Source organism: Pseudonocardia nigra (genome assembly GCF_019396355.1).
GTDB lineage: Bacteria > Actinomycetota > Actinomycetes > Mycobacteriales > Pseudonocardiaceae > Pseudonocardia > Pseudonocardia nigra.
The window spans coordinates 1-11,199 of sequence record NZ_JAHKRK010000241.1 but is presented as its reverse complement, the minus strand read 5'-3'; the positions used below and the strand labels follow the sequence as shown (position 1 = coordinate 11,199).

16 protein-coding genes and 1 pseudogene are annotated in these 11,199 nt (G+C 72.7%); 7 read left to right on the top strand and 10 right to left on the bottom strand.

Annotation, left to right across the window (positions count from 1 at the left end; all coding sequences use genetic code 11):
* The 3 genes from KME75_RS35630 to KME75_RS35620 all read right to left on the bottom strand — a co-directional run.
* A partial coding sequence (locus tag KME75_RS35630; RefSeq protein WP_219419341.1) for a hypothetical protein occupies positions 1-328 on the bottom strand: 328 nt, incomplete at its 3' end.
* A gap of 405 nt (positions 329-733) precedes the next feature.
* A complete protein-coding gene (locus KME75_RS35625) occupies positions 734-1,333 on the bottom strand; it encodes an HAD family hydrolase (protein WP_308283390.1) in 600 nt (199 codons plus the stop codon).
* A 36-nt stretch (positions 1,334-1,369) separates the two neighbouring features.
* The gene (locus tag KME75_RS35620) at positions 1,370-1,846 is read right to left on the bottom strand and encodes a TetR/AcrR family transcriptional regulator (RefSeq protein ID WP_308283389.1); all 477 of its coding nucleotides are present in this window, start codon (positions 1,844-1,846) and stop codon (positions 1,370-1,372) included.
* Between KME75_RS35620 and KME75_RS35615 the strand changes: the two genes are divergently transcribed.
* Complete coding sequence (locus tag KME75_RS35615; RefSeq protein ID WP_219419340.1) at positions 1,824-2,270, top strand: dihydrofolate reductase family protein; 447 nt, start codon at positions 1,824-1,826, stop codon at positions 2,268-2,270. The two genes, KME75_RS35620 and KME75_RS35615, sit on opposite strands and share 23 nt — an antisense overlap.
* Positions 2,271-2,352: 82 nt before the next feature.
* Here KME75_RS35615 and KME75_RS35610 read toward each other — a convergent pair whose 3' ends face one another.
* Positions 2,353-2,631: a DUF6158 family protein gene (locus tag KME75_RS35610; protein ID WP_219419339.1), complete on the bottom strand. Its 279-nt coding sequence runs from the start codon at positions 2,629-2,631 to the stop codon at positions 2,353-2,355.
* A gap of 406 nt (positions 2,632-3,037) precedes the next feature.
* On the opposite strand from KME75_RS35610, the gene KME75_RS35605 reads away from it, so the two are divergent.
* Both KME75_RS35605 and KME75_RS35600 read left to right on the top strand, forming a co-directional pair.
* Complete coding sequence (locus KME75_RS35605) at positions 3,038-3,232, top strand: hypothetical protein (protein ID WP_219419346.1); 195 nt, start codon at positions 3,038-3,040, stop codon at positions 3,230-3,232.
* A 48-nt stretch (positions 3,233-3,280) separates the two neighbouring features.
* Entirely contained in the window at positions 3,281-3,583 is a 303-nt protein-coding gene (locus tag KME75_RS35600) for a hypothetical protein (protein WP_219419338.1), read from the top strand.
* Between the two features lie 17 nt (positions 3,584-3,600).
* Here KME75_RS35600 and KME75_RS35595 read toward each other — a convergent pair whose 3' ends face one another.
* Positions 3,601-4,371 carry an AraC family transcriptional regulator gene (locus KME75_RS35595; protein WP_219419337.1) on the bottom strand — a complete coding sequence of 257 codons (771 nt, stop codon included), beginning with the start codon at positions 4,369-4,371 and terminating at the stop codon, positions 3,601-3,603.
* A gap of 62 nt (positions 4,372-4,433) precedes the next feature.
* Here KME75_RS35595 and KME75_RS35590 point away from each other — a divergent pair, with 62 nt between their 5' ends.
* Entirely contained in the window at positions 4,434-5,003 is a 570-nt protein-coding gene (locus KME75_RS35590; protein WP_219419343.1) for a class I SAM-dependent methyltransferase, read from the top strand.
* Positions 5,004-5,025: 22 nt separating this feature from the next.
* Here KME75_RS35590 and KME75_RS35585 read toward each other — a convergent pair whose 3' ends face one another.
* Positions 5,026-5,601 (bottom strand): Rieske (2Fe-2S) protein, encoded by a 576-nt coding sequence (locus KME75_RS35585; RefSeq protein WP_219419336.1) that lies wholly within the window; start codon positions 5,599-5,601, stop codon positions 5,026-5,028.
* A gap of 376 nt (positions 5,602-5,977) precedes the next feature.
* Between KME75_RS35585 and KME75_RS35580 the strand changes: the two genes are divergently transcribed.
* Positions 5,978-6,598, top strand: a complete 621-nt coding sequence (locus KME75_RS35580; RefSeq protein WP_219419335.1) for a flavodoxin family protein — start codon at positions 5,978-5,980, stop codon at positions 6,596-6,598.
* 54 nt (positions 6,599-6,652) lie between these two features.
* Here the strand turns inward: KME75_RS35580 and KME75_RS35575 are convergent, their stop codons facing one another.
* Together KME75_RS35575 and KME75_RS35570 are read right to left on the bottom strand one after the other, a co-directional pair.
* Positions 6,653-7,360: a DUF1990 family protein gene (locus KME75_RS35575; RefSeq protein ID WP_308283388.1), complete on the bottom strand. Its 708-nt coding sequence runs from the start codon at positions 7,358-7,360 to the stop codon at positions 6,653-6,655.
* Complete coding sequence (locus KME75_RS35570) at positions 7,354-7,569, bottom strand: hypothetical protein (RefSeq protein ID WP_308283392.1); 216 nt, start codon at positions 7,567-7,569, stop codon at positions 7,354-7,356. The genes KME75_RS35575 and KME75_RS35570 overlap by 7 nt, the downstream gene beginning before the upstream one ends.
* A gap of 248 nt (positions 7,570-7,817) precedes the next feature.
* Here KME75_RS35570 and KME75_RS44240 point away from each other — a divergent pair, with 248 nt between their 5' ends.
* Positions 7,818-8,324, top strand: a complete 507-nt coding sequence (locus KME75_RS44240; protein WP_308283391.1) for a DUF1990 family protein — start codon at positions 7,818-7,820, stop codon at positions 8,322-8,324.
* 195 nt (positions 8,325-8,519) lie between these two features.
* Here the strand turns inward: KME75_RS44240 and KME75_RS47140 are convergent.
* Positions 8,520-9,317 (bottom strand): annotated as a pseudogene (locus tag KME75_RS47140) (cytochrome P450); the annotation flags it as partial.
* Positions 9,318-9,586: 269 nt separating this feature from the next.
* Entirely contained in the window at positions 9,587-10,192 is a 606-nt protein-coding gene (locus KME75_RS35555) for a TetR/AcrR family transcriptional regulator (RefSeq protein ID WP_219419332.1), read from the bottom strand.
* Positions 10,193-10,329: 137 nt separating this feature from the next.
* Here KME75_RS35555 and KME75_RS35550 point away from each other — a divergent pair, with 137 nt between their 5' ends.
* Positions 10,330-11,076 carry a DUF5709 domain-containing protein gene (locus KME75_RS35550; protein WP_219419331.1) on the top strand — a complete coding sequence of 249 codons (747 nt, stop codon included), beginning with the start codon at positions 10,330-10,332 and terminating at the stop codon, positions 11,074-11,076.
* Positions 11,077-11,199: the final 123 nt, after the last annotated feature.

Here is an 11,199-nt window from a genome sequence, read left to right as displayed (position 1 = left end):
CGAGCACGGTGCCGTCCAGCTCGACCCGCTCACAGGTGTGTTCGGCGGCCGTCACGCGGCGGCGGGCCTCGAACCACTCCCAGCCCAGCAGGTCGGCCAGCGCACCTTCGGGCTTCTTGTAGCCGCGTTCGGCGAACGTCCCCCGCCGCTGCAGGGTGGCGACCGTCGAGACGGTCAGATGATCCAGTCGACGGGAAAGACCCTCGGCGAGCGTGAGTACCGACAACAGCTCGTTGTCGGTGGTCATCGACGATTCCGCGGCCGCGCACAGTTCATCGACCGCCACCTGGAGGTGGCGGTACGCGGTGGCGATCGGGCTGTCGGACATGCCCCTGAGTTTAGTCGAACATGTTTTCGAGCAACGGGTCTATTCGAGTGAATGCGAGATTTGCAATAGTGAATGGATCATGGAGACTATCATTGTTTGCGCGAGCAAGTCTTCGGTCGGCTTGGCAAACTACTGATTACGTGGTCACCTTGCGAGATGCTCGTCATGCCTCCCGGGCCAGGGCACATGATCATCCTGTCTGGTCTCATACGCGACTATCCTGTGGTCACTTGGAGTAAAAGAAGCAGGACCACAGCCAGTTGCGCGGCTACTCGGCAGTGACTCTCATCGGAACCGCGGTGCCCCCATGTCGGGGACGGCCGCCAGCCCAGCCACACCATTCGTTGTTCAACCCAACCGAGCCCCGAGACCACCGCAAGTAGCGACGCCAAGATCGGTAGCGGCTCAGCCATCGAGGCGCAATGCCTCCACCAGTCCGTCGTAGGTCCGATAGTGGTGCACCCGCAGCCCGGCCGCGCGTGCGGCGACGACGTGGCCGGCGGTGTCGTCGACGAACAGGCAGTCATCGGGCGCTTCCCCGAGCGCGTTGCACACTCGCTCGAACACCCGCGGGTCGGGCTTCGCGACGCCGAGCTCCCAGGTGCCGAAGACGGCGTCGAACTCGCGGTCGAGGCCGAGGTGTGCGAGGTCGGCCGGGAGTCTGCTCGTTGCGTTAGACAGGAGGGCCACCCGCTGTCCCCGCCTGCGCTCCCGCAGTAGGTCCAGCACGTCCTCGTCGACCGACCCGCACGGCTGCGCCCACTCGGCCACGGCCCGCCAGGCCCCCACGCCGTACCGCTCGGCCAGCGTGCGGGCAACGGCGTCGCGCCATTCCTCGTCCGTGCAGCCACCCGTGATCGCCGAGGTCAGCAGGTCGGGTCTGAACGCCGTGCCCAGCACGCTGCCCGGGGGTAGCCCGTTCCGGCGCTCCAGCTCGGCCATGTCGGTGGGGTCCCAGTGCCGCACCACACCGTCGAGATCCACGATGAGCACGTTGCTGCGCACCACGGTCCTCCCGTCAACGGCTGACGCGACGTCTGATCATGCCGTGCGACCCGGACCCGGCAGGACGCGTTCGACGATCTCGGTGACCAGGTCGTGGATGCCGTCCTCGGGGAAGACGTCGGGGAGCGTGAGCCGCTCCAGGATCAGCCAGTTCAGCGCCAGATCGAGCAGCACCACTGTTGTTGCGTCGCCGGGGAGTCCGGAGTCGGTGTGGTAGCGGATGTTGGCGTCGATGTCGCTGCGGATGCGCTCGCTCAGCAGCCTGCGCAGTGCGGGGCGGTGCGTGCTCTCCAGGCGCAGCTCGAGCAGTGCCAGGTAGCCGGAGCGGAACCCGCTGACGCGCTCGACCAGGTCGTGCATGAGCTCGGTGACCCGGTCGCGGTCCCGGGGGCCCGCGAGTGCGGTGGCGACCATGTTGGCGTCGGGCTCGAGCCGCTCGTAGAAGCGGTGCCCGACCTGGGTGAGCAGGTCGTCGCGATTGCTGAAGTAGTTGGACGCCGTTCCGGCGGGCACCTTCGCCTCGGCGTCGACGGCGCGGAAGGTCAGGCCACGTGCGCCCTCGCGGGCCAGCGTCAGCTACGAGCCCGCCCTGCAGATCGGGGTCACTAGCCCGTATGCATACCTGCGCCAGTACGTGGTGTCGGAGAGCATCGCCGAGAGCCCGGACCCGGCTGTCGAGATAATCTCGACCGACGTCGTCGGGAAGGTCCGGGAGCTGAAGGCCGAGGACGGCAAGGACATCTACCTGATCGGCGGATCCCGCCTGGCGGGCGCCCTGCTCCAGGAGATCGACGCGCTCGTTATCAAGCTCTACCCGGTCGTGGCGGGCGCGGACATCCCGCTGTTCACCGCAGGCTTCGCCCCGACCGACTTCCGGCTGACCGGCACGCGCCCGCTCGAGAACGGGACCGTCATCCTCAGCTATGACAGGAAATGATTCGGCCAGGAAATGATTCGACGACGGCGGCGTCGCCCGCCTAGGAGCGACACCACCGCCGTGACCAGCAGCCGGCCCGGCCTCAGGCAGGCGCCGAGCCGAGATCGCGCCCCGGCACCGACTGACCCGCGTGCTCGCGGCTGCCGGCCCGGGTGCGCTGCGGGTCGGGCGCGCTGTCCTCGGGGAACCGGCGCAGGAACTCCCGCTCCAGCGTGAGCATCCGCTCGGTGTGCGCCTCGAGTGCCGACTCGCTACCCCCGAGCAGCGTGTCGTGCCGGGTCTCGTGCAGGTGCGCCACCTCGCGTCGGAGGTCGTCGTCGCTGAGCTCGTTCGGGGGGATGCCGTGCGATCGATCGGTCATGGAGCAGGAGTGCCCACAGGCCGCGTGCGGCATGCGGGCCATCGGCCCGAGCGGAAATGTCGGTGGCCGGCGCCACACTGGCCGTCGACCGATCTAGGGGGACCGATGTACCGACTCGTATCACCACGTCCGGCACCGCAGCGACCCGACGTGCCGGTCCGGCGGCCACTGCCGAGGCCGGCGGGGGCGGGGCCGGTGGAACCGCAGCCATGGCCCGCGTCGACGAACCTGCTGGGGCGAACACCGCCGTGGCCGGTCCCGCGGCCGCCCATTTCCTCGACAGGGCGCGGGCCCGGATCGGAGGCGTCTGGCGCACCAGAGCGGGGGTTTGGCAGGCGGGGGTGGCGGGCAGTCGGACCGTGGGCAGGTCGCACGGCCGCCCGAGCCGACAACGAGGGCGATTTCCGTGAACGAGCAGGAGAAGGACGTCCCGCCCGGCACCGACACCGGCGAGGCCACGCCGAACCCGGCCGGGATCGTGCAGCCCGACCCGCCGGAGGGTGGGTCGAACGCCGATCCGGAGAGCCCGAACCCGGCGGATCTCGCCCCCGGATTCGGCGGCGACTCCGAGACCCGCCCGCCCAGCAGCGACGAGACGTAGCGGGCTGCGTTCTCGCCCAGTGGCGGGAGGAGGAGACAGTATCGACGGGTGATCGTGCAACTGGCTGCCGAGGGGGCCCTGGTGCAGGAGGCCGACGACTACGGGAGCCTGCACCTGCGTACCGACCTCGATGCCGACGGCGTCCGCACCGCGCTGCGCACCACCGGCACCGGTGAGCTGGTCGACGACGGGTCGGCGTGGCTCGACCTCGGGGTGCTGCGCGCCAACGCGCAGCTGGCGGCCACCTCGCCGGACTGGGCGCAGCGGTGGGCTGAGATGATCGCCGAGGCCGAGCGGAAGGGACTGTTGTCGGAGGACGGCCGAGCGGTGCGGGTGGCGATCGAGCGCTGAGGGCGCGTCCGCACGGGCTACGGTCCCGTGAACACCTGCGCAGGCGTCGTCCCCAGCTCGCGGCGGAAGGCGGCGACGAACGCGCTCGGCGTGCGGTAGCCCACCCGATGGGCCACCGTGCTCACCGGAGTGCCGGCGGCGAGGAGTTCCAGGGCCCGCCGCACCCGCAGCCTGGTGCGCCACCGACCCGGTCCACAGCCCGTCTCCTCGTGGAAGAGCCGGGTGAGCGTACGCGTACTGGTGCCGGCGAGCCGGGCCATGGCCGCGGTGTCGCGGTCGTCGGCCGGATCGGCGGCGAGCGCATCGGCCACCCGTCGTGCGCGGTCGTCGGCAGGCCATGCCAGTTCGACGGAGGCGACCGGGGCGGGCACCAGCTGGTCGAACAGCACAGCCTCCGCCCGGGCCCGCTCGGCGTCGCCGAGAGCGGTCCGCCCGAGGTGCCCGATCAGTGCGGCGAGCAGCGGGGTGACGGCGAGGACCGTCGGGCGGCTCCACACCGCCGGGGCACGCTCGGGGCGCAGGTACAACCCGTGCATGGCGGTGGTGGCCGCGTCCGCTTCCGTCGTGTGCGGAACGTGGGCCGGGATCCACAGGGCGCGGGTCGGCGGCAGCACCCACGTCGTGTCGCCCGAGCCGATCGTCAGCGCACCCCGCTCGGCCCATGCCAGCTGATGGGTCGGATGGGCGTGCTCGGTGAAGCGGTGGCCGCGGGCCAGGGTGAACCGGCCGACGAGCGCCGCACCCAGCGGCGGGTCGAGCAGCCCGTCCGGGTGTCCGAAACGCGACACGGATTGGCAGCGTAGCGGCTTCCGGTCGACCGCCCGGCTTCCCTAGCGTCCGTGTCGTGCCGATGAACCTGATCCACCGCAGGCTCTGCAAGTCCGACTCGTGGGCCGCGCGGGCGCGCTCGGAGCTGCTGCCCTGGGCGTGCCGGGACGTGCCGCTCGACGGTGACGTGCTCGAGATCGGGCCGGGGTACGGGATCACCAGCCGCTGGCTGCTGGAGCGGGGCGCGCGCCTCGCGGCCGTGGAGGTCGACCCCGCGCTCGCCGCGGACCTGCGCCGGCAGTTCGGCGACGAGGTCGACGTCCGCACGGGGGACGGGGCGCAGCTGCCCTTCCCGGACGCCTCGTTCGACACCGTGGTCTGCTTCACGATGTTGCACCACGTGCCGTCGGCCGCGCACCAGGACCGGCTGTTCGCCGAGGCGGCACGGGTGCTGCGCCCCGGTGGCACGTTCGCCGGCTCGGACAGCAGGATCAGCCTGCGGTTCCGGCTGCTGCACATCGGCGACACGATGGTCGTCGTCGATCCGGCGGGATTGCCCGACCGCCTGCGGGCGGCCGGGCTGACCGATGTCCGCGTCTCCACCAGCGAGCGCTCGCTCCGGTTCCGCGGCACCCGGCCGGGCCCCGCCTGACGCCCGGTCCCCGCGCGGATGGTCAGTCGGGCGAGCCGAGCCGGGCCTGCACCTGGCCGTCCCGCACGCGGACCTCGAACCTGGGCAGCGCCGCCGTCGCCGGACCGTGCACGACGGCGCCGTCGTCGAGCCGGAACTCGCTGCCGTGCCACGGGCAGACCACGCACGCGTCGCCGTCCGTGCCCACGACCTGGCCGTCCGAGAGCGGAGCCGACAGGTGCGGGCAGCGGTCGGCGAGCACCGTCACGTGTGTGCCACGACGCAGGACGAACACCGACATCTCGCCCGCGTCCCGGCGGACCGGGGTGCCGTCGGGAAGGTCGGCGACGCGCCCGAGCGGCCGCCAGTCGGCCGGTCCGAGGTCGCCCACCCGGTCGGCGTGGTTCGCCCCGAGCGCCTGGTGGTAGGCCAGGTGCCCGCCGAGCGTCGCCCCGACGCTGCTGATCGCCAGACCGGCGAGCGACAGCAGCCGGCCACTGCGGCCCTTGGCCCGCTGGGCCAGTGCGCCCGCGTAGCAGCTGACGGCCACCACGTTGGTCGCGGCGTGGACGAGGCCCACCCGCTGCTGGTCGGGGTCGAGGTGGACCAGTCGGCCCATCCCGCGGCGACGGTGGGCGGGGTGAGGGCCAGCCCGGTGGCGATCAGCCCGGTCGAGTAGCGGCGGTCGCCGCGCACCACGTCGATGAGCGACGCCGACACGAACGAACCCAGCGTGAACTGGACGATCGCCGGGTGCACGGGGTGTCCCAACCACACCCCGTGCAGCGCGTCCTTGACCCGCCGGTCGGACAGCAGTCGCTGCACCGTGCCGCGGATCGCCGCCGCGGGCTTGTCCAGCACCTGCGCGCGCTCGAGACGTTCGATCTGGTCGAAGGGCCGCATGTCCGGCGGATTGCCCGGACAGCCCGCGGCAAACGCGATCCGTGCGCCGGATCGGTCGCGTACTGGGCGGGACGGGCGGGTACGCGGTGATCATGAGCGCTCCGAGCACGTCCCTGACCGCGCTGGCCCTCAACTGCACTCTCAAGCCCGCCCCGGACGAGTCGAGCACGCACGTGATGGCCGGCCAGGTGCTGGCGGCACTCGGCGCCAACGGCGTCACCGGAGAGGAGGTGCGCGTCGTCGACCACGACGTCAAGCCCGGCGTGCAGGCCGACATGGGCGACGGCGACGCCTGGCCGCAGATCCGCAGCCGGATCCAGGCGGCCGACATCCTGCTGATCGCGACACCGACCTGGGTCGGACACCCGAGCAGCGTCGCGCAGCGCGTGCTGGAGCGGCTCGACGCCGAGCTGTCGGAGACCGACGACGCGGGCCGGCCCGCGATGTACGGCAAGGTGGCCGTCGCTGCGGTCGTGGGCAACGAGGACGGTGCCCACAAGATCGTCGCCGACCTGTTCCAGGCGCTCAACGACGTGGGCTTCACCGTGCCCGCCCAGGGCAGCGTCTACTGGAACGGCGAGGCCATGACCCCCGGTGACTACAAGGACCTGGAGGAGACGCCGGAGGCGGTGTCCTCGACGATGTCGACGCTCGCGGCGAACGCCGCGCACCTGGCGAGGCTGCTGAAGGAGCGCCAGTACCCGGCCGGCTGAGACGCATCGCGCCGCCCGATCGACCGGCCGCGTGCAGCGTCGGCAGCCGCGGCGCTACCGCCCGATCCGGATCGTCCACCGCTCGAAGCGACCCGGCTCCACCCCGCTCGGCGCGCGGACGATCCCGTCCGGGCCCGGTTGCGGCGGTGGGAGTGGCGCCTGGAGCAGCCTGCGCAGCCGCTGCAGGGCGTTGCGGTAGAACCGCAGCTGCGTGCGCCGCCCGAAGAGCCGGAAACCCAGGTTCACCAGGGGGTTCGCGATCCGGCCCCGGCGCGAGTACGCGATGATCCGGAACTCGACGCGGCCGGTGTCCAGTTCCTTCGCGACCTCGTAGGTCAACCTGCCCTGCTCGATGTGGCCCTCCAGGGTCTGGTACGACCAGCCGACCTGCCGCTCCGGCCCGTTCGGCCCGTCGCGCACCCGGTCGTGCCGGTCGGTGATCCGGACGCCCATGAGGAACCGCAGCAGCAGGAACCGGCCTTCCAGCAACATGTCCCGGCCGAGGAGGTCGCCGGGGTGGCGGTAGGCGGCCCGCAGGATCGCCGGATCGCTGAACTCATAGCTGTTGACCAGCGTGCCCGCCGTCTCGAACAGCCCGTCCGGCACCGGCTCGCCCGGGGCCTCCCGGCCCACCTCCAGCACGCACCGATCCTGGTTCCAGCCGGCGGTGGCGACCGGTGGGGCCGCCGCGTCGCTGTAGTTGACCGCTCGGCGGCTCAGGTCGTCGAGCATGGCGGCGAGGTGTGGATCGCGCTTCAGCACCGGTCGCCCATGCGCCCGGCGGTGTCTCCGATCAGCCAGAACATCGATGGCCACAGCCCGACGAACAGTGCGCGCCGTTCGGCGTTGCCCCGCTCGTCCTGGTCCACGGACTTCGCGCGGAGCCAGAGCCCGACGCAGAGCCCGATCGAGGCGAATGACGCGGCGTAGCAGGCTGCGCCGATCCGACGCAGCGCGGGGCCGTTGGTGATCACGAGAAGCGGGTACCCGGGTCCCCGTGCCGCTACGCCACGCGCCCGTGCCCGGCAGCCGGGCCCATCGCGCCGCGATCGTCCTGCTGTGGCCGATCGGGCTCGCCCACGTCAGCTGGCGCTACCTGTGGCGCACGACGCCGATCCACCGCAGCGAGGTCGACGGCGACGCCACCGACCTGCCCCCGCCGGTCCCGTCCGCGCTGCAGGACGGTGACCTGCAGTCACTCGCCGACGGCGTCGGCCCGATGCTGCACCGCCGGTACGCGGTGCGCGTCACCGGGGCGCGGCACACCCCCACCGACGTGATCGCGCTGTTCGCGGGCGACCCGAACCGCGGGGCGCCGGCCGAGGTGGCCGTGTTCGAGAAGACCCGCGGTGAGCCGGGGACGCTGGCGGTCGGCGACGAGTTCCTCATCCGGATGCCCGGGCCGTGGAACGGCCCGGTGCGCGTGGTCGAGCGGGCCGACGCGGGGTTCCGGTTCGCCACGCTCCGGGGGCACCTGGAGGCCGGTCAGATCGCCTTCCGCTGCCAGGGGAGCGGTGAGGGGTTGCTGTTCGAGATCGAGTCCTGGGCGCGGTCGGGCGACCGGCTGTCGAGCCTGCTCTACAACCGGCTGCTGCTGGCCAAGGAGATCCAGCTCAACCTGTGGGTCGAGACGTGCCTGCGGCTGGCGGCCGCCACCGGAGGGCGGCTGCGGGGCGGCGTGTCCGTGTGCACCCGGCGGGTCCCCGCAGCCTGCCTCGAAAGCTGACTGCCGGCCGCAACTCAGAAGGCCAGGGGCAGCGTGCGCGGGCCGCGGACGAAACCTCCCGTCCGCCACTGCACGTCCTCCGGCGGCACCGCCAGCCGCAGGTCCGGGAACTCGCGCAACAGCCCGCCGCGCCTCCTGCAACTCCATGCGGGCGAGCTGGGCGCCCAGGCAGTGGTGCACCCCGTGCCCGAATCCGATGTGCGGGATCGTGGCCCGGTCGAGGATCAGCTCGTCGGGGGACTCGAACACCTCGGGGTCGCGGTTGGCGGCGTGCACCGACACCACCACCGCGTCGCCCGCGGGCACCGTGACCCCGGACAGCTCGACGTCCTCGGTGGCGATCCGCGGGAACCCCACCGACGCCCCGAGCGGGGTGAACCGCAGCAGCTCCTCGACGCCGCGGGCCACGGCCTCGGGGCCCGCCCGCAGCGCGTCGCCGCGGTCGGGGCGGGTGAGCAGCGTGTAGGACATGTTGCCGATCTGGTTCATGGTCGTCTCGTGACCGGCGACGAGGATGCCGATGCCGAGTGCGATCAGCTCGCCCTCGGTCAGCCGGTCGCCCTCGTCCCGGGCCACGACGAGCGCGCCGAGCAGGTCGTCGGTCGGCGCGACGCGGCGTTGGGCGACCAGCCCTGCCATGTACGCGACGATCTCGTCGCGGGCCCGCGCCCGTTCCCCGGGCGTCATCGCCGAGGTCGACAGCGCCGCCTCGGCCGCGGCCCGGAACACCGCGCGGTCGCCGACCGGCACGCCCAGCAGCTCGCAGATGATCGTGACAGGCAGGGGAACGGACAGGTGCTCGACGAGGTCGGCGCCCGGTCCGGCGGCGCGCAGCGCGGCGAGCAGCTCCGCGGTGAGCCGGGCCGCGCGCGGGCGCAGCTGCTCGACCCGGCGCGCGGTGAACGCCTTCGCCACGAGCTTGCGCAGCCGGGTGTGCTCCGGCGGGTCCATGTTGAGGATCGAGCTGGCCTGGTCGTCGATCTCGGGCCGCACCCGGGGCACGTCGCGGCCGACCACGGCCGCCCGGCTGAACCGCGGATCGGACAGGACGGTGCGCACGTCCTCGTACCGGACGGCGAGCCAGGCCTCGCCCCCGTACGGGAGGGCCACCCGGGACACGGGTTCGTCCCGCAGCAGGTCCCGGTAGTGCGGGTGGAGCTCGAGCCGGTCGGGCTCGGCGAACGGATAGGCGAGTGCCACGGCTTCCCCCCGATGTGTGAGCAGCTACTCACAACGGACGGTAGGAAGGTGGGCGCGGAGCGTCAAGGACGCGGCTGTCGCCCGAGGAGGGTGTGTGCCGCCCGCAGCACGTGCTCGGTGACGGCCTCGGCGTCCTGCAGCGGACCGGGCCGCAGCACGGACCGCATCAACACGATCCCGAGCAGCCACGCCAGCAACAGATCGGCGCGCACGGTGGCGTCGGTCGGGTCGTCGGTGTCCACCAGCGCCGCGAACGCGGAGGAGTAGGCGGCCCCGAGGCGCGAGCGCACCTCCTCGGCCACCTGTGCGCTGCCGGTGGCCCGCAACACCGCCATCAGGGTCTCGGCGCCCTGTCCGCCCTCGTCGGCGAGTATCCCGGCCAGGGTGTGCTCCAGCAGGTCGGGCCGCGGGCCGTCGGCGAGCAACTGCATCGCGTCGCCCATCACCGCTTCGGCGAACACCCCCTCCTTGTTCCCGAAGTAGCGGAAGAGCAGGGCCTGGTTCACCCCGGCTCGGTCCGCGATGGCGCGCACGGTCGTGGCGTCGTAGCCCACCGTGGCGAACAGGTGACGGGCGGCGGTGAGCAGGGCGCGGCGGGTGGCGGCGGAGTCGCGGGGACGCGCCTCGGTCGCGCCCGTCCCGGACTCCGGGGCCGGCTGGGTCGTCATCGCCTCTCCTCCCGACAGGGTGCAGGGATGAGAACACATCGCGGGGACGGTGGCGTGCCGGGCGTCGGGTGTGGCGCGCGCCCGGTCGGGGTAACCAGCCTCGATCGCCGACCACGACCTGGAGGTTGACCGCCGTCATGGCGCAGCGTGACTACGAGGAGCAGCCCGAGGCCCCCGACCTCGGGGCATCGGTGCAGCTGGACAGCGAGGAGACCCTCACGGGCCCGTCGGGCACTGACCCGCTGGACGCGGGATACGTGCCGCCGGACCGGCCGTACGTGCTCGACGACGACCAGGTCACCTCCCGCGGCCTGCAGGAGGGCGACACGCTCGACGAGCGGCTCCAGCGGGAGCAGGGCGAGGTCACCGCGGACCCCGACCGGGCCGGCCGGATCGCCATCGACGGCGAGGGTGCGGCGTTGGAGACGTCGGACGCGATGGACGGCGTCGACGTGGGCGTCGACGGCGGGTCGGCGTCGGCCGAGGAAGCCGCGGTGCACGAGATCGACGACCCCGGCAGCCCTGCGGAGACCGAGCCGTCCGTGGCGAACTCGCCGGCACTGGACGACCCCGAGCTGGACAACGCCGTGGGGGACGATCCGCTCGCCGACCGGGCCCGGGAGGAGGCCGCCGACGACGTCCGCGCCGACGGCGAGGTGTTCGCGCCGGGCGGGGCGGAGGGCAGCGAGACCCCGCTCGAGGGTGGGCGCGGTGGTGGGACACCCGGCGGCGGCGACCGCAGCGGGCAGGGGCCGGACCCGGCGCTGCCGCACGATCCGGCCGACCTCGATCCGGCGGCGCGGATCGACGCCGACAGCGGGTCGGGCGGCGCGGCTTCCTCGGCATCGGGCCGTGACGACGTCGGTCCGGGTTCCGGGCTCTAGGTGGCTGGTGTCGAACGGCTGGTTCGGGAGCGGGACCGGGTCGGCGTGTGGTTCATGCGGGCTCCTGGGTGGGGATGGGGCCAGGTGTCAGGCCAGGCCGGGATGCGGTTCCGCGGAACCGCG

Coding starts and splice junctions, on each gene's coding strand:
- KME75_RS35610 (WP_219419339.1), bottom strand. CDS start 2,631: ATGACCGATCGATCGCACGGCATCCCCCCGAACGAGCTCAGCGACGAC.
- KME75_RS35590 (WP_219419343.1), top strand. CDS start 4,434: ATGAACCTGATCCACCGCAGGCTCTGCAAGTCCGACTCGTGGGCCGCG.
- KME75_RS35585 (WP_219419336.1), bottom strand. CDS start 5,601: ATGGGCCGACTGGTCCACCTCGACCCCGACCAGCAGCGGGTGGGCCTC.
- KME75_RS35580 (WP_219419335.1), top strand. CDS start 5,978: ATGAGCGCTCCGAGCACGTCCCTGACCGCGCTGGCCCTCAACTGCACT.
- KME75_RS44240 (WP_308283391.1), top strand. CDS start 7,818: ATGCTGCACCGCCGGTACGCGGTGCGCGTCACCGGGGCGCGGCACACC.
- KME75_RS35555 (WP_219419332.1), bottom strand. CDS start 10,192: ATGACGACCCAGCCGGCCCCGGAGTCCGGGACGGGCGCGACCGAGGCG.
- KME75_RS35550 (WP_219419331.1), top strand. CDS start 10,330: ATGGCGCAGCGTGACTACGAGGAGCAGCCCGAGGCCCCCGACCTCGGG.